Origin of the sequence: Pseudomonas tolaasii NCPPB 2192, from assembly GCF_002813445.1 — a bacterium.
Taxonomy (GTDB): domain Bacteria; phylum Pseudomonadota; class Gammaproteobacteria; order Pseudomonadales; family Pseudomonadaceae; genus Aquipseudomonas; species Aquipseudomonas tolaasii.
Genome location: NZ_PHHD01000001.1, coordinates 5946751 through 5964962 on the forward strand (window position 1 = coordinate 5946751; position 18212 = coordinate 5964962).

The window sequence follows — 18212 nt, forward strand, 5'->3', positions numbered from 1 at the left end:
CGGCGCGATCGGACGAGGCTTTTACAAAACAATTCTGCGCAACAACAACTCAACTTTCAGCGACAAGAAAATGCCTACAGGCACCTTACAAAAAACATCTTTCAAATAAAGAAACAGCCGACGCCTCCTCAAGTTATCGGCTGTTTCCAAGGGTTCATTTTTGCGGTGTCGCAGCCCCGAACAGACTGACGCTCAACAACATTCCCCCGTGGCTGTGCAAGCGCACTGGCGCCGTGCCACCCGGCATGACCACGGCAACGTTTCCGCTCTCGACCCACCCCGCTCGCCACGCCGCACAGGCCACAGCACTGGCACTTGTTCCCGAAGACGCGGTAGGCCCCTCACCGCGCTCAAACACCCGCGCAATAACCTGATTGCCTTCAGCGCGCAGGGCCCACTGCAAATTGACACCTGCGGCGCAGGGTTGGCCACGCCCTGCGGGTGGCGCAAAGGCAATCGCCTGCAACGCGGCAAACAATTCGGGTTGTTGCATCGACCGATTGTCGGGCAGCGCATCAGCGTGTTCCACAAGCGTCACGCAATGTGGGTTGCCCACGCGTACAAACTGGCTGCGCGCCCATTGCGGATTGATTGCCGAGAGCGCCGGCACATGACTGAACGCAGGATCGAGCCCCTCCACACCTTCAGCACCTGCCGCCGAGGGCCCGAACGCCGGGCGCCCCAGCGCCAGCCAGAATCCGGCGCGCTGATCGACGACTGCCGGTTCAACGGTGGTTGTAACGGGTGAGCCGGCATCCTGCTTGTCATGATGCACACGCAATTCGCAGCCCTGCGTCATCAAGCCCTCATCGGTCAGGGCCTGGGCGAAGATCGTCAAACCATTGCCGCTGCGTTCGGCAAGCGTGCCATCGGTATTGACGATTAACAGGTCGAACGGCGGCGCCGATTGAAACGGCCCCACCAGCAAGCCGTCGCAGCGGTGCGCTTTGGCACCGAGCGCATGGGGCAAGGTGCCCCAGCCGCATTCGGAGGTGATCGCCGAGGTGCTCCAGGCCGTGCGCGTGCTCGCCGCCAGATCGGCGTGTTCGGGCACGGCAATGCCCTGCTCTCTTAAATAAGCCGGGCTGACTACCCCGTAGATATTGCCCCGCGCATCGTAGAAACGGGTCATGTCGCCACTTGCCTGAAAATTTTCATCGGCCAATTCGTCCAGTTAACTACACACTGGACAGCAGCGTATTACAGAATCGCTGGCCATTGGGCGTTGGACTGGAAAGCACTCACTCGACACAAGACCTCTGGGGTTCATCAGTTCTTGCGCGGATTACGCGCTTCCCAGGCCAACGCCCGCCGGTTTGATCGCTTCTATGTGGCTACCTGTGTCCGGCCCGTTCCCGGTTTGTAAAAATAAAAGTCCAGACTGCAATCCACAGGGAACCTGGCTCGCTCCATTTGGCCTGATGTGCAAGGATGTCGCGCCGGACATCGTTCATTGAACGCAAAACCAAGGATTTTTCATGACTGCCATCCCCACTCCAGCGCCCGTGGTTCCCGGGCGGCTGGAACAAATGTCGACTCGCATCGCTTTTTTCATCGCAGGCTTCGGCATCGCCGCCTGGGCGCCGCTGGTGCCCTACGCCAAAGCGCGTGCGCAACTCAATGAAGGCACGCTGGGCCTGCTGCTGTTATGTCTCGGCGTGGGGTCGATTATCGCGATGCCGGTGGCCGGCGCGCTGGCCTCGCGTTACGGCTGCCGACGCGTGCTGACCGCTGGCACGATCATGATCTGCCTCGCCCTGCCGATGCTCGCAACAGTCAGTTCGGTGCCGATGCTGATGGTGGGGTTGTTCCTGTTCGGTGCGGGCCTGGGCACTGTGGATTCGACGGTCAACCTGCAAGCGGTGATCGTTGAGCGCGCCAGTGGCAAAACCATGATGTCAGGCTTCCACGGCCTGTTCAGCCTGGGCGGCATTGTCGGCGCCGCGGGCGTTGCCGGGTTGCTGGGGCTGGGTTTTTCGCCGCTGCAGGCAACGTTGGTGGTGATCGTCATCACGCTGCTGGCGCTGTTCAAGGCCGGGCCGCACCTGCTGCCTTATGGCAGTGAAAGTTCGGGGCCTGCATTTGCCATCCCCCATGGCGTCGTGCTGTTTATCGGCTGCCTGTGTTTCATTGTATTTCTGGCAGAAGGCGCCGTGCTGGATTGGAGCGCCGTCTTCCTGAGTGCCGAGCGCGGCCTTGATGAAGCCTACGCGGGCCTGGGTTACGCAGCCTTTGCCTTGACGATGACCGCCGGACGCCTGACCGGGGATGCCATCGTCCGACGCCTTGGCGCTACCCGCGTGATCGTCATCGGCGGTGCGCTCGCGACTGCTGGCATGTTGCTCGCCACGTTTTTGCCCGCCTGGGAAACCGCACTGTTGGGCTACGCCCTGGTAGGTGCCGGGTGCTCGAACATTGTGCCGGTGCTGTACACCGCCGTCGGCAAACAGAAGGTCATGCCGGAGCATATTGCAGTGCCCGCCATCACCACCCTGGGTTACGCCGGCATTCTCGCGGGGCCTGCAGTGATTGGCTTTATCGCGCATGGCAGCAGCCTGAGCACTGCTTTCGTGCTGATCGCAGCCCTGCTCGCCGGTGTGGCGGTCAGCGGCAAAATCCTCAAAGTGTAAAGCCGCAAGCTCGACAAGGCCGGGGTACTACCTGGCCTTGTACATTTCATACTGTTCGAGCCAGCGCTCCAGGTTTCTATTGCACAACCATCCTTCGTGTTTCGGCCGCCCAAACAGGCGAGCCTGATTGGCCCGCTCCAATGACCTGAGCAAACCCGGGCGCTCGAGAACGTTCTTTGCCGTGTACACGCAGTGTTCAGTGTACTTCTTGCGGGGCAGCCCGGTGGTGGGGTCCAGAATGGGCGAGCCTTGCGGATCCAGATCATCCGGGTCGCCCATGACGAATTGCAAGTGTGCAATTTCCAGGTATTCGACCGTTTCAAAAAAGCCTGGACGGTCCCTGGACTGATCCCTCAATTGCTTGAAGTGAACGCGCAGCGCCTGAACGACTTCAGCATTGCCCTGGCCATGAAAAGGATCGTGGCTGAACGTGCCAACAGAACTGTTACGCGACAACGTCGAGGCGGCGGCGGCACTCAGGCTGTCACGGGTGATATAGCCCTCGCTATCCATGATTGCGTCGCGCAAAGGCGCACGCCTGAGAATTTCCCGGACCACCAGGATCAGACGGTCCCGCACGCTACTCTCCCGTCAAAGCTTGAGCGGCAACTTGCCGCAAGGATGAGGGCGTCAACCTCCCGCCCTTCAGGAACGCATGCAGTTCCCCGAAATGCTTTGCCAATTCACCCGCCAGTTGGCTATCGCTGGTGGTGGGACCTGGCGGAGTAGTATCCGCGCGGGCAACCGGTGGATTCTGCAAAGCCTGGTAACGTAACGACGACAACGCTCCACGCAACACCGCAGGCCGACGCGCCGGGGTGCCTGGCTGAAGGGACTGATCATCACAGGACGGATGCACGACTGCCGGCACGGCCAAACGGGCCTCCGGCGCGCCCATGATCATTCGCTGACCGTGTATTGCACTTTCGATTTTCATGCGACTTTTCCCCACCCTTTTCAAATCTGCACAGGCCGGATGGCCATCAACGACTCGCCCTGGACTCGGCGAAAGGTTTGCAAAGCCGTCGGCCATCGATGTGTGGCCGATTGAATATGAAAGTTCCGGGTATCAGGGGAATACCCATGACAACATGTAAAAATCCAGGGGTCGCGATTCATTCGTTTTTTTGGCCACGCCGCCGGGTCATGAGCGCCTTGATCAGCCCGACCCAGCCACGGCTGGATTGCATGGAGGACACTCCTTCCTCGTGCCCCGGCGCCAGCATGCCGCGCGCAAAATCTTCAGCGACCGGCGCCCGGAACTTGCGTTGCCCCGATAACGCTTTCATTCGCTGTGCTTCCTGCGCGTGCGCGTTCGAAAGCGCGGCGCAAAGTGCGTCGTGTGCAGGCTGTTCACTTACGTTCGAGACGGGTGATCGTTCGCCCGGATAACAGCCGTGAAAAGCGAGACGGCTATTGGGTTGGCAGGATTGAAATGAATTGGCAGTCATGTGTGGGCCCTGACTCAACGTCTGAAAAGTGCCCCGTATAACCAAGGCCGCTGTGTCACCTTGAGTGGCAAACAGACACAAACGGTTCCTGTAAAGGCGATAAATCCCATCTACGCCAGGAAACAGGCAAAAAAAATCGCAGCCCGAAGACTGCGATTTTTTTCATCACCCTTTTAAATCAGAAACCGACGCTGGCCTGCACGAAGAACGTACGGGGTTCGCCCAGGTACAACCCGGCATTGTTGTCGCTGGAACGCGTGTAGTGCTGTTGGTCGAAGACGTTTTTCACGCCCACGCCCACTTTCAGGTTCGAGAGTTTCTCGCCGAAATCGTAGCCGCTGCGCACGTTGACCGAGACGTAACCGGGAATGTCACCATACTGACCATCGGCAGTGCCCTGGGTGATGTAGGTGGTGCCGGTACCCGGCGCGCGTTGGCCGGACTGGGCATACACATCCAGGTTATGGGTCCAGTGGTTGATGTCGTAGCGCAGGCCCGCCGTCGCCACTTCACGGGAGTAGAGCGGCAGGTCACGGCCCTTGAACGGCACATCACCCTCGGCGGTGGCCTTGGTGTAGGTGAAACCGGCGCTGGCGGTCAGGCCGTCCAGGCGAGGGTCCAGGTTCGAGAGGTCGTAGTGGGCGGAGGTTTCGATACCCTGGTGCTTGGTCGCGCCGAGGTTGGTCCAGCCCACATCGTTGCTGACGTATTGCAGCTCATCCGAGAAGTCGATGTAGAACAGCGTCACTTCGCCGCCCCACACGCTGTCGTTGTAGCGCGTACCGATCTCGTAGGTCTTGGCTTTTTCCGGGTTCAGGCCGTCGGCCGTCTGGTTGACCCGGCCGCCCTGCCCGATCTGCGCGTATTGCAGGCTGCCGAACGAGTTCTCGTAGTTGGCGAACACTTTCCAGGCATCGGAAATGTGGTACATCACGCTCAACGCCGGCAACGGCTCGTTGCTGGTGATCTTGCGGTTTTTCTCCACCGTGCGCACACCGTTCAGCGCGACCACCGGGCGATCATGCCAAGTGGTCTCGATGTTTTCAAAACGGATGCCGGGCGTGATGGTCCACTTGCCGATATCAATTTTGTTGTCGATGTAGAACGCGTTGGCCACTGTGCCACCGGTGCGGTCCTGGTAAACGTGGCCATCGTTTTGCCCGCCCGGCGTCGGCACGTTATTGACCAGGTTCAGGCTGCTGGCTTGCTCATGCATGCCTTCCTTGAGGTAACGGTAGCCCAGGCTGACTTCCTGGGTGCTCGGGCCCAGGTCGAACACATGGGACACACGTGGCTCGACGCCGAAGGTGTAGTAGCTGCGCGGGTAAGAGCCGATGGTTTTCAGGTCGCGGTTGGCAATGTTGCTGCCACGGAAGCTGTCGATGTAATAGGTCAACACTTCGGCCTGGGTACGATCATCGATCTGGCGGATGTACTTGAAGGACACATCCTTGCGCCGGCCACTGAAGTTGTCCCAGTCACGCACCGACTGGTACGGGTTGGCGTCGAACTGCTTCTGCGTCAGGCCGCCCGGCATGTCGGCGCTGGCGTCGTAGTAGTGGAAGTTCAGGCTGAAATCGTCTTGATCGGTCGGCGCCCAGTGGGTCTTGAGGATCACGTCGTCAATGTCGTTGGAGTTGTTACTCTCGCGGTAACCGTTGCCGTTCACACCGGTGTAGAGCAAGGCCACGCCAATGCCGTTGTCGGCCGTGCCGCCCAAAAAGGCGTTGTCGACGTGTTTCCAGCCACCGTGTTCAGCGGTTTGCAACGTCGTACCGACTTCACCGGAGAATTTTTCGGGGATGGCGCGGGTCACGAAGTTGATCACGCCGCCGACGTTCTGTGGCCCATAACGCACGGAACCGGCGCCGCGCACCACATCGATGCTGTCCAGGTTACCGGCGGAAATCGGCGCCATCGACAGTTGGGGCTGGCCATACGGGGCAAACGCGGCCGGCACGCCGTCGATCAGCACAGTGGAGCGTGGCGACAGGCGCGAAGTCAGGCCGCGCACGCCAACGTTCAGGGAAATATCGCTGCCACCGGTGCCGTTGGCTTCCTGCACCTGTACACCCGGCACGCGGCGCAATACGTCGCCGACGTTCATCGCGCCCTGCTCCACCATGGCTTCGCGGCGGATCACCGTACGCGCGCCGGGGTGGTTCTGCACCACGGCGGCGTTGGCATCGCCCAGCCAGTCGCCGACCACTTTCACGTCGGTCACGCCCAGCTCCAGTGGTGAACCGGCTTCACCGGTGCCGCTGCTCTGCGGGCGCAAGGTCACGGAACCGGCGTCAATCTGGTAGTCCAGGCCGCTGCCTTGCAGCAACTGGCGCAGGGCTTGCTCGGGGGACAGGTTGCCGTCCACAGCCGGGGCTTGTTTGCCGGCGACCATGTCCGGGCTGAAAAACACTTGAAGGGAGGTCTGCTGGCCCAGTTGGCTCAGCGCGGCGCCCAAAGGCTGGGCGCGGATGTGAATGCCATCGTCCGCATAGGCCGCAGGCACCGCGGCGCTGACGGCAAGTGCCAGGGCGAGCGGCGCCCAGCGCGAGATTTTATTGTTGTGCATGACAAGTTTTTTCACGTCGAACCTAGTCCTGTGATCGCAAGAGTGTGCGGCTGTTAATGCAAACCAGTTGCAGTTGCAGAAGAAGACGAAGAACTCGAAAAAAACCTGAATGTCAGCGTGAAATAATTTCCTGACTGCCATCCGGCAAGGCGCGCACGGCCACCGGCAGTATGTGTGGCAAGGCCTTGAGCAAGGCGTCGGTGTCATTGGCCTTGAACACGCTGGTCAGGCGCAGGTCGCGCACCGCCGCCGAACTGACGCGCAAAGGCTGCTCGCGATAGCGCGAAACCTCCCGCGCCACTTCGCCCAGGCTGGCGTTATTGAACACCAGCTTGCCGCTGCGCCAGGCCGTCAGCTCATCGGTGTTCACCGCATAGGCGGCGGCCACTTGCCCGAGCGCATCGACATGCGTCCCGCGCCCCGCCGTCAGCGTCACACTCTGGTCCGCTGCACGCCCTTGCACCTTGACCGTGCCGGCCTCGACCACCACGCGGGTCTGGTCGTCGTCGCGGCGCACGTCAAAACGGGTGCCGGTCACCGTCACCTGCCCTGCCCCGGCCGCCACCACAAACGGGCGACTGGTGTCGTGTTCGACGCTGAACATCGCTTCGCCCTGCTTAAGCTCCACACCGCGCCGGCCTTTTTCAAAGTGCACGGCGACGATGCTGCGGCTGTTGATATCCATCACCGAGCCGTCGGGCAATGCCACTTGGCGATGCTCGCCCAAACGCGTGCTGAACTCGGCGCTGTAGGGTTTTGGATGATCGAGCCCGCTGAACAGCCCCAGCCCCACGCCGACGGCCAACACGCTCGCGGCCACCGCATAACGCAACAAGCTGCGGCGTTTTGGGCGTTCGGTCGGCGCCTCGCACAAGGCCTGCAAACGCGCCTTGGGCAACAGGTCGGTGGCGCTCCACAGCCCTTGCAATACATCGAATTCGTATTGATGTTCAGGGCTTTCGGCGCGCCACGCGTCGAAGCGCTGGCGCTCCTCGGGGCTCAACCCGGCGTCTTGCAAGCGTGCGAACCATTGCGCGGCTTCATCGCGGGCATGGCGATCGATCATGGAAGATCCTGTGTCAAAGCGGGTCATGGGGCCATCGCATCCAGGCGGTCACGCAGATGCCGCAAGGTGCGGATCATATACTTTTCCACCATGTTTTTTGACAACCCCAGGCGCACCGCGATTTCCTGCTGGGTGAGGCCTTCGATTTTCTGCCAGATGAAAATCTTGCGACAGTTGAGCGGCAGCTCGGCCAAGGCCCGCTCCACGGAGTCCGCCAGCTGGATCGCGTGCATGTAATGCTCCGGGTCGCCACTGTGGGGCGAGCTCTGATCAAAGGTTTCCAGCGCCAGCGCCTCACGGCGGTCTTCACGGCGATAAGCATCCACCGCAATGTTGCGCGCAGTTTGATGCAGGTACGCGCGCGGTTGCTCGACGTCCGAGGAACGGGATTCAAGCACCCGCACAAAGGTGTCGTGGGCCAGGTCTTCGGCCTGCTGACGGTTTCTCAGGCGGCGCGTCCAGGTTCCGATCAACTCTTCGTAATGCTCGAAAAAGCCTGTTCTGCGGGGCGGCTGAGGAATCATCGCGTGGGCACTGGAGAGGCGGGGCGTGAATAGTAATGCTTCCTATTAAGCGGAGCAATTGCTACCCGTCGCGCCGATTGCCGCTGAACTTGTGCCCCGCCCCGCCAGTCAGCACAAAGGACTCTCATAAAACGGTGGGTAGGCGATGCAGATCTCGTTACAGCAACAAGTGGCCCTGGTCACTGGCGCCAGCTCCGGCATCGGCGCAGGTGCGGCCAGGGCTCTGGCCGAGGCCGGTGCGGCCGTGGTCCTCAACTACAACTCCCAGGCCGCACCGGCCGAGGCTTTGGCGGCGCAGATCAACGCCAATGGCGGCCGGGCGATTGCCATCGGCGGTGACGTGTCCAAAGAAGCCGACGTTGAACGCCTGTTCGCCCAAGCCCTCGACGCCTTCGGCCACCTGGACATCCTCGTGGCCAATTCCGGTCTGCAGAAAGACGCCAATCTGGTCGACATGACCCTGGACGACTGGAACACCGTGATCGGCGTCAACCTCACCGGGCAGTTCCTGTGCGCCCGCGCCGCCGTGCGAATTTTCAATCGCCAGGGCGTGCGCGAGGGCGTATCGCGGGCGGCGGGCAAAATCATCCACATGAGTTCGGTGCACCAGGTCATCCCCTGGGCCGGGCACGTGAATTACGCCGCGTCCAAAGGCGGCGTGGAAATGCTGATGCGCACCCTCGCCCAGGAGGTCAGCGAGCAACGCATCCGCATCAATGGCATTGCGCCGGGAGCGATTCGCACGGCGATCAACCGCGCGGCCACCGAAGGCGCGGCGGAAAAAGAACTGCTCAAATTGATTCCCTATGGTCGCGTGGGCGACGTGGAAGACGTGGCCAACGCCGTGGTGTGGCTGGCCAGCGACGCCTCCGACTATGTCGTGGGCAGCACCCTGTTCATTGATGGCGGCATGAGCCTTTATCCGGAGTTCCGTGGCAATGGTTGATTTCAAGAACGAACCCCAAAGCGCCATCGATGCCCACGGCATCATCGGCGACATGCGCAGCGTGGCACTGATCAACGACAAGGGCAGCATCGACTTTTTCTGCTGGCCGGAATTCGACAGCCCGTCGGTCTTCTGCTCCCTGCTCGACACCCCGGACGCCGGTGTTTTCCAGCTCACCCCCGACCTGCCCAACGCCCGTCGCGAGCAGATTTACCTGCCCGACACCAACGTGTTGCAAACCCGTTGGCTCAGTGATGAAGCCGTGGTGGAGATCACCGACCTGCTGGTGATCAGCGAGGAAATCGATGACTTGCCGCTGCTGGTACGCCGCGTGCGCGTGGTCAGCGGCAAGGCCACCCTCCACCTGCGCTGCGCCGTGCGCCATGACTATGCCCGCGCGCCAACCCGCGCCAGCGAGGCCGATGGCAAAGTGCTTTTCAGCGCTGACGGTCAGCCCGGCCTGCGCCTGGCGAGCAGCCACCCGCTGCAGATCGAAGACAACGCTGCCATCGCCACCTTCACGCTTAACCAGGAAGAAGGCGCCGAATTCGTGCTGGGCGGTGAGGACGACGAGCGCGTCGACAGCGGCTGCACCGATCTGGTCCTGGCACACACGTTGAAATTCTGGCGCGGCTGGATCGCCCAATCCAACTATCGCGGGCGCTGGCGCGAAATGGTCAACCGCTCGGCGCTGGCCCTGAAGCTTCTAACTTCACGCAAACACGGCGCGATCATCGCCGCCGCCACCTTCGGCCTGCCGGAAACACCCGGCGGCGAACGCAATTGGGACTACCGCTACACCTGGATCCGCGACGCCTCGTTCACCGTCTATGCCTTCATGCGCCTGGGCTTTGTCGACGAGGCCAACGCCTATATGCGCTGGCTCAAGGGCCGGGTCAGTGATTGCTGCGGGCAGCCGACCAAAATCAATATTCTCTATGGCATTGACGGCCGCCAGAAACTGCCGGAAACCGAGCTCGACCACTTCAGCGGCCATGGCGGCGCCAAACCGGTGCGCATCGGCAATGAAGCCTTCGACCAGATCCAGCTGGATATCTATGGCGAGCTGATGGACGCGGTGTACCTGGTCAATAAATATGGCGAAGCCATCTCCCACGAAGGCTGGAAGCACACCGTGGAAGTCGCCGATCAGGTGTGTGAAATCTGGAATACCAAGGACGTGGGTATCTGGGAAATGCGCGGCGAAGAACATCACTTCCTGCACTCGCGCCTGATGTGCTGGGTGGCGTTGGACCGTGCCATCCGCCTGGCCTCCAAGCGCTCGCTGCCCGCGCCGTTCGCACGTTGGGACCAGACGCGCCAGGCGATCTACGCCGACATCTGGAGCAACTTCTGGAACGAAGAACGCGGGCATTTTGTGCAGCACATCGGCAGCACCGCGCTGGACGGTTCGATGTTGCTGATGCCACTGGTGCGGTTCGTCGCCGCCACCGACCCGCGCTGGTTGTCGACACTCGAAGCCATCCAGAAAAGCCTGGTGCGCGACGGCATGGTCTACCGCTACCGCAACGACGACAGCCAGATCGATGGCCTGCAAGGCACCGAAGGCGCGTTTGCCGCGTGCTCGTTCTGGTACGTCGAATGCCTGGCCCGCGCCGGACAAGTGGAAAAGGCTCACCTGGAATTCGAACAACTGCTGCGCTACGCCAACCCGCTGGGCCTGTACGCCGAAGAATTCGACAGCCAGGCACGCCATCTGGGCAACACGCCGCAGGCACTGAGCCATTTGGCGCTGATCAGCGCGGCGACCTTTCTGGACCGCAAACTCAGTGGGGAGAAGACCACCTGGCAACCTTGAATGCCTTGCAGATGAATAGCGGGGATACGCGTTGGCGATGGTCTGGACAAGTAAGACCATTGCCATGTGCCACGCCCCTCCCCGTCATCGTTTTCAGCTAGCCTTTGACCTTCTTCTGTGACCCCGTCAGAGCCCGCCATGACCCCGACCGCCCCGCTGCTGCACGTCCAGACGCCCATGCTTACTGTGGCCTATGAAGCCCACGGCCCCGCCGACGGTGCGCCGGTGATTCTGCTGCATGGTTTTCCGTATGACCCGCGCGGTTACGATGAGATCGCCCCGGTGCTGGCCGAGCGCGGCTACCGGGTGTTGGTGCCGTATTTGCGTGGCTATGGACCAACGCGTTTTATCAATGCGCAGGTGATGCGCTCCGGCCAACAGGCGGCGCTGGCCAAGGACTTGCTGGATTTCATGGATGCGTTGGCCATTCCCCAGGCCACACTGGCGGGGTTTGACTGGGGGGGCCGGGCGGCGTGCATTGTCGCCGCGTTGTGGCCGCAGCGTGTACGCGGGCTGGTGACCGGCGATGGCTACAACATTCAAAACATCGCCAAGTCGCTGAAACCCCGGGCGCCGGAGACGGAACACCGGCTGTGGTATCAGTTCTATTTTCATACCCAGCGCGGTGTGGACGGCTTGACGGCCAATCGCCGCGAATTCTGCGAACTGCTGTGGAAGCTGTGGTCGCCCACCTGGGCCGAAGGGCCAAGCCTTTATGGCAAGACCGCCCCCTCGTTCGATAACCCGGACTTTGTCGAGGTGGTGATTCACTCCTACCGCCACCGTTTCATGTACGCACCCGGCGACCCGGCGCTGGACCCCATCGAACAGGCCCTCGCGCTGCAACCGCCGATTTCGGTGCCGAGCATTTCCTTGTGCGGCGCCGATGACGGCGTGGGCCCGGCGCCGGTCGAGGATGACGATGTGGATAATTTCACCGGTGTCTATCGGCGCCAGGTACTGGCGGGCGTGGGTCACAACGTGTTTCAGGAAGCGCCGCAAGTGACCCTTGAAGCGCTGTTTGAACTGCTCGCTTACGACACCGGCGAAAAGCGTTCGCGGTAAGCCTGAGGTGTCACCGCCAAGGCGCGCAAAAAGCTGCGGCGCAGGGTTTCTTCACAGCCAAAACCGCATTGCACGGCAATGCGCTTGATCGACGCAGTGCTCTCCGCCAACTGGCGGCGCGCGGTTTCAACGCGAATCAACTCCACGGCACGCGCCGGGGTCTGGCCGGTTTCGGCACGGTAGTGGCGCACGAAACTGCGCTCGCTCATGCAGGCCTTGGCGGCGAGGGTCGGGATGTTGAGGTCCAGGGTCAGGTTTTCCGCCATCCAGGCGTGCAGATCGGCGAAGCGGCTGTCGCCCTTCTGCAGAGACAGCGCCACGCTGAATTGCGACTGCCCGCCCGGGCGCTTGAGGAACACCACCAGATGCCGCGCCACTTCCAGTGCCACCGCGCGGCCCAGGTCGTCCTCCACCATCGCCAGGCACAGGTCGATGCCGGCCGTGACGCCGGCGGAGGTCCATACCGTGCCTTGCCGTATGAAAATCGGGTTGGGCTCCACCGTCAGTGCGGGAAACTTGCGCGCCAGCTCTTCACAGCGCGTCCAGTGAGTGGCCACACGGCAACCGTCGAGCAAACCGCTGGCCGCCAGCAAAAAGGCGCCGGTGCAGACCGAGGCCATGCGCCGGGTGTGCTGGGCTTTGCCGCGAACCCATTCCACCAGCGCCGGATCTTCAGCGGCGCCATACACACCCCAGCCGCCGGCGACCACCAACGTGTCGCAGGGTTTGTGGACGGCGGGCAACGGCTCGGCGACCAGCGCCAGCCCGGCGGAAGTCTTCACTGGCACTGACTGGGCGGCAATCACCGAGGCGGCATACGGCAACGGCAGGCCACGCTGGCGAAACAGATCATTGGTGGAGGCGAAGACCTGCAACGGCCCGGTCACGTCCAGCACCTGGGCGTTTTCAAAAGCGAGTACGTGGATGATTCGAGACATGATTGGCGTGATTCGTGGGGTTAATGGCGTATACGCCAAAGCCTAGGCCTCTAGAGTAGAGCCGTCCACCCCTTTATCGGAGCTTTCCCCATGACCTTGCAGATCGGTTTTCTGGTATTCCCCGGCATCCAGCAACTGGACCTCACTGGCCCCTATGACGTGATGGGCTCACTGCCGGACGTGAAACTGCACCTGGTGTGGAAGGACCTGGAACCGGTCACGTCCAGCACCGGGCTCGCATTTACCCCAACCACCACCTTTGCCGACTGCCCGCGCCTGGATGTGATCTGTGTGCCCGGCGGTGCAGGTGTCGGCGCGTTGATGGAAGACCCGGCCACCCTCGACTTTCTCAAGACCCAGGCCAACACCGCGCGATACGTGACCTCGGTGTGCACCGGTTCGCTGGTGCTTGGCGCCGCAGGGTTGCTGCGCGGGCGCAAAGCCACGACGCACTGGGCCTACCACGACCTGCTCGCCCCACTCGGCGCGATCCCGGTACAAGCCCGGGTGGTACGTGACGGCAACCTGTTGACGGGGGGCGGCATCACGGCCGGCATCGATTTCGCCCTGACCCTGGCGGCCGAGCTGTACAGCGAAGCAGCGGCGCAACTGGTGCAACTGCAGATCGAATACGCGCCCGCGCCGCCATTCGATTCGGGCAGCCCGGACACTGCACCCAAACATGTGCTGGAAGAAGCGCAAAAGCGCACGGCGGAATCGCGCCGGGTGCGTGGCGAGATCGTCGCACGGGCGGCTGCGCGGCTGGGTTGAGCCCTCAGTTCGCGTGCCGTGGAGGACGGGCTTGCCCTAATGCCAGTCAGTTAAGGACGAACGCTGTACCTGTGGCGAGGGAGCTTGCTCCCTCGCCACGACAAAATCGGTGAGACTTAACGGTTTTTTTTCAGCAAAGAGGCGCGATCCGGCTATTTTCATTTGGCGTTGAAAAACAACTCAGCTCAACCTAAAGCCCTGCATAACAGGCACTTGGCGAGTCTGGTTATTGCGTTTCTGTCCCCTTTTCCTACTACCCATAAAAAAAGGTTTCCCATTCAAACAGGAAAATTCTCACATTTGTTCCTACACTCCAAATCACACCTATTCACCGAGTGTTTGAACAAGGAAAGTCAATAAAATGCCGCAAAAAAGACTGATTAACGTGTCTAATATGCCGCCTCCGCACCACCGTCAATTCGTTGACCAAGCAAAGTAAAGGAACCTTCCTTACGTCACTGCCCCCGCACATTTCCTTCATGTGGACCGTTTCATTTGGATGAAAAAAGTTGCGTTTTACCCAGAGTCGTCATTGTTCGCCGTGCCCGGATAGATAACCGAACAGAAAGCCTGGAGTGCAATGAGGGATGTTTTTATGCGAGAGAAGTCGTCAGTCGATAGCCTGTTCCTGACCCGCGCCGGTTTTGTTGAATTCTTTGTTGTTTTCGTCAAGTTGATCCACGGTCTGACGGCCATTCTGCCGCCGTTGGTGCTGGTGCTGTTTATCGACCCGATGGACCCCGAGCTGCGCTCTCACTTTCTCGGGCTGCTGCTGTTTTTTGCGGTCCTGACCATCATTCTGTTTCACGCCATGGGCATCTATTCCGAAGAGCTGTTCAGCAACCGCCTGCGCCTGCGCACGAAAACCGTGGCCTGGTCTGCAGCGTTTTGCATCTTGCTGTTCATGTACCAGATTCTGCAGTTTTTCCCCCAACTGACGCCGCGCAACCTGGTGGTGTGGTACGTCGCCAGCCTGGGCTTGCTGTGCGTCGAACGCCTGGTGATGCTGCGCCTGTACCGCAACCTGATGCGCAAGGGCAAATACCTGCAACGCACGGTAATCCTGGGCTTCACCGACACCGCCGTGCACGTCGCCGACCACCTGCAACGCAACGGCGATATCCGCTCCGGGCTGATCGGTTTTATCGACGACCGCACCGAACGCATTCCCAAGGAACTGAGCAACCTGCCGCTGTTGGGCAACACCCGTGACCTGGAAAAACTGATCCGCGCCGAGCAGGTCAACCAGGTGATGATCTGCCTGCCGTGGGCGGCCGAGCAGCGCATTCACGGGCTGGTCAACCGCCTGCGGCAAATGTCGGTGAACGTGATGCTGGTGCCCGACATGGCCGCCCTGCGCTACGGCCACAGCAAGATTACCGACGTGGGCGGCATTCTGATGTTCAACACCTCGCAGTTGCCGCTGCGCGGCTGGTCGCCGGTGATCAAGCGTTTTGAAGATTTGCTGCTGGCAAGCTTCGCCCTGGTGGCGCTGTCGCCGGTAATGCTGGCGACGGCCCTTGCAATCAAGCTCGACTCCAAGGGCCCGGTGCTGTTTCGCCAGAACCGCTACGGCTACAACGACAATGAAATTCGCGTGTTCAAGTTCCGCTCGATGTTCACTGAGCAAAGCGACTTCACTGCCGCGCAACAGACTACCCGCCAGGACCCGCGCATCACCCGTGTGGGCCGCATCATCCGCAAAACCAGCATCGACGAGCTGCCGCAGTTGTTCAACGTGCTGCTGGGCAACATGTCCATGGTCGGCCCGCGCCCCCACGCCACGGCCACCAAGGCGGCGGGCATTCCATTTGAGGTGGCGGTGAGCGAATACAGCTCGCGGCACCGGGTCAAGCCGGGCATTACCGGCTGGGCGCAAATCAATGGGTACCGGGGCGAAACCGACACCCTGTTCAAGATCCAGAAACGTGTCGAGTACGACCTGGAGTACATCTCCAAATGGTCGGTGTGGTTTGACTTGTACATCGTCTTCATGACGGTCCCGGCCGTCCTTTCCACCAAGGAAGTCTATTGATGAATACCCTCAACGGATTAATTCCCTGCATCATTTCCGGTGGGTCGGGCACGCGGCTGTGGCCGGTGTCCCGGCAGAATATGCCCAAGCCGTTCATGCGCATGCGTGACGGCCAGAGCCTGCTGCAGAAAACCTTCCAGCGCGCCGCCAAACTGCCAGGCGTTGAAAGCGTGCTCACGGTGACCAATCGCGACCTGCTGTTTCGCACCCTTGACGACTACCGTGGCGTCAACAAGGCCCACCTGCCGCTGGACCTGTTGCTCGAACCGTTCGGCCGCAACACCGCCGCCGCCATCGCGGTGGCGGCGCTGCACGTGCAGGAACACTTTGGCGACGCGGCCCAGTTGCTGGTGATGCCCGCCGACCATTTGATTCTCAATGAAGTGGCCTTCGCCCAGGCCGTCAACGAAGCCCGAGACCTGGCCGAGGCCGGTTACCTGGTGACCTTCGGCATCCAGCCCGACCACCCGGAAACCGGCTTTGGCTATATCGAAAAAGGCGAAGCACTGGGCACCGGCAACCGGGTCAAGCGCTTTGTGGAGAAGCCCGACCTGGCCACCGCCCAGGCCTACCTCGACGGCGGCAAACACCTGTGGAACGCCGGCATGTTCTGTTTCAAGGCCAGCACCCTGGTCGAAGAACTCGCCACCCACGCGCCCGACGTGCTGACCGCCGCCAGGGCCGCGCTGGAACACAGCCAGAGCCTGCAAAACAAAACCTCGCGCCAGCGTGAACTGGACTCGGAAGCCTTCGGCAGCGCGCCGGACATTTCCATCGACGTGGCGCTGATGGAAAAATCCAAACAAGTGGCCGTGGTGCCCTGCGACATCGGCTGGAGCGACATCGGCTCGTGGGAAGCCCTGCGCCAGCTCACCCCGAGCGACGCCCATGGCAACCAGGTCAATGGCGAAGCGATTTTGCATGACGTGCACAACTGCTACATCGACTCGCCCAAGCGCGTGCTCGGCGCCGTTGGTGTGCGGGATTTGATCATCGTCGACACCCCCGACGCCCTGCTGATCGCCGACGCCAACCGCAGCCAGGACGTGCGCTACATCGTGGCCGAGCTCAAGCGCCAGAACCATCCGGCGTTCAGCCTGCACCGCACCGTCACCCGGCCATGGGGCACCTACACCGTGCTGGAGGAAAGCAGCCGGTTCAAGATCAAGCGCATCGTGGTCAAGCCGCAGGCGTCGCTGTCGTTGCAGATGCACCACCACCGCAGCGAGCACTGGGTGGTGGTCAGCGGCGCCGCGCAAATCACCAATGGCGACCGCGAGTTTTTGATCAACGCCAACGAGTCCACTTACATTCCTGCCGGGCACAAACACCGTCTGACCAACCCCGGCATTATCGACCTGGTGATGATCGAGGTGCAGAGCGGCGAGTACCTGGGTGAAGACGACATCGTGCGCTTTGATGACATCTACGGGCGCGCGCCTGCCGAAGTGAAGAAGTGATATGCGCACCTCGTTGATCATCCCGACCCGCAACGCGTCCAGCCACCTGGCACGGCTTCTGCCGGCGCTGAAGATGCAGACACTGCAGCCGGACGAAACGCTGGTGGTCGACAGCGCCTCCAGCGACGACACCGTGGCGCGCTTTCGCGCGTTCGGCGCCCGGGTCGAAGTGATCGACGCCCGCGACTTCAACCACGGCGGCACGCGGCGCTGGGCCAGCGAGCAAGTGGGTGGCGACGCGTTGATCGTGATGACCCAGGACGCGATCCCGGCAGCCCCCGAGACCTTCGCCAACCTGCTCGACGAACTGCAGCAAGACCCACTCAACGGCGTGGCCTACGGCCGCCAACTGCCGCACCCCGGCGCCGGGGTGCTGGGCGCGCAGTCGCGGCACTTCAATTACCCGGACCAGAGCCGCAGCAAAAGCCTGGCCGACGCGCCGGAACTGGGGATCAAGACCTGTTTCAGCTCCGACTCGTTTTCGGTCTACCGACGCAGCGCATTGCAAGCCGTCGGCGGCTTTCCCGCCGATGTGATCGGCAGCGAAGACGCCTACGTGGCCGCGCGCATGCTGCTTGAGGGCTACAAGGTGCGCTACGCCGCCTCGGCGCGGGTGTACCACTCCCACGATTACCGCCTCATGGATGAGTTTCACCGCTACTTCGACATTGGCGTGTTCTACGGCCGCGAACCGTGGATCCGCCAGGCTTTTGGCGATGCCGGCGGTGAAGGTAAACGCTATGTACTGGCCGAGCTCGCAGCATTGCGCGCAGCCGGTGCATTGCACCGCGTACCCGAAGTCCTGGTGCGCAGCGCGTTCAAGTTGCTCGGCTACCGGCTGGGCCATCTTGAACGCCGCCTCCCCGTCGCCCTCAAGCGGCGCATCAGCATGTTCCCCGGTTATTGGAGGTGAGCATCATGACCTACAGGAAGTCCCC

Annotated in this window: 15 protein-coding genes; 8 read left to right on the forward strand and 7 right to left on the reverse strand. The window is 61.6% G+C overall.

Annotated features, from left to right (window positions below; genetic code table 11):
• Nucleotides 1-154: 154 nt before the first annotated feature.
• Entirely contained in the window at nt 155-1132 is a 978-nt protein-coding gene (locus tag ATI14_RS27005; RefSeq protein ID WP_016970877.1) for a diaminopimelate epimerase, read from the reverse strand.
• A 346-nt stretch (nt 1133-1478) separates the two neighbouring features.
• Here ATI14_RS27005 and ATI14_RS27010 point away from each other — a divergent pair, with 346 nt between their 5' ends.
• Nucleotides 1479-2630: an MFS transporter gene (locus tag ATI14_RS27010; protein ID WP_016970876.1), complete on the forward strand. Its 1152-nt coding sequence runs from the start codon at nt 1479-1481 to the stop codon at nt 2628-2630.
• A gap of 27 nt (nt 2631-2657) precedes the next feature.
• On the opposite strand, the gene ATI14_RS27015 is transcribed toward ATI14_RS27010, so the two are convergent.
• The 5 genes from ATI14_RS27015 to ATI14_RS27030 form a co-directional block, all read right to left on the reverse strand.
• Complete coding sequence (locus tag ATI14_RS27015; RefSeq protein WP_016970875.1) at nt 2658-3209, reverse strand: hypothetical protein; 552 nt, start codon at nt 3207-3209, stop codon at nt 2658-2660.
• A 536-nt stretch (nt 3210-3745) separates the two neighbouring features.
• Nucleotides 3746-4081 carry a hypothetical protein gene (locus tag ATI14_RS31280; RefSeq protein ID WP_130886746.1) on the reverse strand — a complete coding sequence of 112 codons (336 nt, stop codon included), beginning with the start codon at nt 4079-4081 and terminating at the stop codon, nt 3746-3748.
• Between the two features lie 178 nt (nt 4082-4259).
• Nucleotides 4260-6650, reverse strand: coding sequence for a TonB-dependent siderophore receptor (locus ATI14_RS27020; protein ID WP_017253742.1), 2391 nt, complete (start codon nt 6648-6650; stop codon nt 4260-4262).
• A 112-nt stretch (nt 6651-6762) separates the two neighbouring features.
• Nucleotides 6763-7716, reverse strand: coding sequence for a FecR family protein (locus tag ATI14_RS27025; protein WP_016968836.1), 954 nt, complete (start codon nt 7714-7716; stop codon nt 6763-6765).
• 23 nt (nt 7717-7739) lie between these two features.
• Nucleotides 7740-8240, reverse strand: a complete 501-nt coding sequence (locus ATI14_RS27030; protein WP_016968835.1) for a sigma-70 family RNA polymerase sigma factor — start codon at nt 8238-8240, stop codon at nt 7740-7742.
• Between the two features lie 145 nt (nt 8241-8385).
• Here ATI14_RS27030 and ATI14_RS27035 point away from each other — a divergent pair, with 145 nt between their 5' ends.
• From ATI14_RS27035 to ATI14_RS27045, 3 genes are all read left to right on the forward strand, one after another.
• A complete protein-coding gene (locus ATI14_RS27035) occupies nt 8386-9186 on the forward strand; it encodes a glucose 1-dehydrogenase (RefSeq protein WP_016968834.1) in 801 nt (266 codons plus the stop codon).
• Entirely contained in the window at nt 9179-11005 is a 1827-nt protein-coding gene (locus ATI14_RS27040) for a glycoside hydrolase family 15 protein (RefSeq protein WP_016968833.1), read from the forward strand. The genes ATI14_RS27035 and ATI14_RS27040 overlap by 8 nt, the downstream gene beginning before the upstream one ends.
• 138 nt (nt 11006-11143) lie before the next feature.
• A complete protein-coding gene (locus tag ATI14_RS27045; protein ID WP_016968832.1) occupies nt 11144-12070 on the forward strand; it encodes an alpha/beta fold hydrolase in 927 nt (308 codons plus the stop codon).
• On the opposite strand, the gene ATI14_RS27050 is transcribed toward ATI14_RS27045, so the two are convergent.
• Entirely contained in the window at nt 12040-13008 is a 969-nt protein-coding gene (locus ATI14_RS27050) for a GlxA family transcriptional regulator (protein WP_016968831.1), read from the reverse strand. The genes ATI14_RS27045 and ATI14_RS27050 overlap by 31 nt on opposite strands.
• A gap of 90 nt (nt 13009-13098) precedes the next feature.
• Here ATI14_RS27050 and inhA point away from each other — a divergent pair, with 90 nt between their 5' ends.
• The 4 genes from inhA to ATI14_RS27070 all read left to right on the forward strand — a co-directional run bounded on the left by inhA (nt 13099) and on the right by ATI14_RS27070 (nt 18187).
• Complete coding sequence (gene inhA / locus ATI14_RS27055; RefSeq protein ID WP_016968830.1) at nt 13099-13779, forward strand: isonitrile hydratase; 681 nt, start codon at nt 13099-13101, stop codon at nt 13777-13779.
• A gap of 595 nt (nt 13780-14374) precedes the next feature.
• Nucleotides 14375-15814 (forward strand): undecaprenyl-phosphate glucose phosphotransferase, encoded by a 1440-nt coding sequence (locus ATI14_RS27060; RefSeq protein WP_016968829.1) that lies wholly within the window; start codon nt 14375-14377, stop codon nt 15812-15814.
• Entirely contained in the window at nt 15814-17274 is a 1461-nt protein-coding gene (locus tag ATI14_RS27065; protein WP_016968828.1) for a mannose-1-phosphate guanylyltransferase/mannose-6-phosphate isomerase, read from the forward strand. The genes ATI14_RS27060 and ATI14_RS27065 overlap by 1 nt, the downstream gene beginning before the upstream one ends.
• Before the next feature lies 1 nt (nt 17275).
• Nucleotides 17276-18187, forward strand: a complete 912-nt coding sequence (locus ATI14_RS27070; RefSeq protein ID WP_016968827.1) for a glycosyltransferase family 2 protein — start codon at nt 17276-17278, stop codon at nt 18185-18187.
• The last annotated feature ends 25 nt before the right edge of the window (nt 18188-18212 follow it).

What these genes read in the sequence shown, in the direction of transcription:
- ATI14_RS27005 (WP_016970877.1), bottom strand. Translation starts at nt 1,132, where the DNA reads ATGACCCGTTTCTACGATGCGCGGGGCAATATCTACGGGGTAGTCAGC.
- ATI14_RS27010 (WP_016970876.1), top strand. Translation starts at nt 1,479, where the DNA reads ATGACTGCCATCCCCACTCCAGCGCCCGTGGTTCCCGGGCGGCTGGAA.
- ATI14_RS31280 (WP_130886746.1), bottom strand. Translation starts at nt 4,081, where the DNA reads ATGACTGCCAATTCATTTCAATCCTGCCAACCCAATAGCCGTCTCGCT.
- ATI14_RS27020 (WP_017253742.1), bottom strand. Translation starts at nt 6,650, where the DNA reads ATGCACAACAATAAAATCTCGCGCTGGGCGCCGCTCGCCCTGGCACTT.
- ATI14_RS27025 (WP_016968836.1), bottom strand. Translation starts at nt 7,716, where the DNA reads ATGATCGATCGCCATGCCCGCGATGAAGCCGCGCAATGGTTCGCACGC.
- ATI14_RS27030 (WP_016968835.1), bottom strand. Translation starts at nt 8,240, where the DNA reads ATGATTCCTCAGCCGCCCCGCAGAACAGGCTTTTTCGAGCATTACGAA.
- ATI14_RS27035 (WP_016968834.1), top strand. Translation starts at nt 8,386, where the DNA reads ATGCAGATCTCGTTACAGCAACAAGTGGCCCTGGTCACTGGCGCCAGC.
- ATI14_RS27040 (WP_016968833.1), top strand. Translation starts at nt 9,179, where the DNA reads ATGGTTGATTTCAAGAACGAACCCCAAAGCGCCATCGATGCCCACGGC.
- ATI14_RS27045 (WP_016968832.1), top strand. Translation starts at nt 11,144, where the DNA reads ATGACCCCGACCGCCCCGCTGCTGCACGTCCAGACGCCCATGCTTACT.
- ATI14_RS27050 (WP_016968831.1), bottom strand. Translation starts at nt 13,008, where the DNA reads ATGTCTCGAATCATCCACGTACTCGCTTTTGAAAACGCCCAGGTGCTG.
- inhA (WP_016968830.1), top strand. Translation starts at nt 13,099, where the DNA reads ATGACCTTGCAGATCGGTTTTCTGGTATTCCCCGGCATCCAGCAACTG.
- ATI14_RS27060 (WP_016968829.1), top strand. Translation starts at nt 14,375, where the DNA reads ATGCGAGAGAAGTCGTCAGTCGATAGCCTGTTCCTGACCCGCGCCGGT.
- ATI14_RS27065 (WP_016968828.1), top strand. Translation starts at nt 15,814, where the DNA reads ATGAATACCCTCAACGGATTAATTCCCTGCATCATTTCCGGTGGGTCG.
- ATI14_RS27070 (WP_016968827.1), top strand. Translation starts at nt 17,276, where the DNA reads ATGCGCACCTCGTTGATCATCCCGACCCGCAACGCGTCCAGCCACCTG.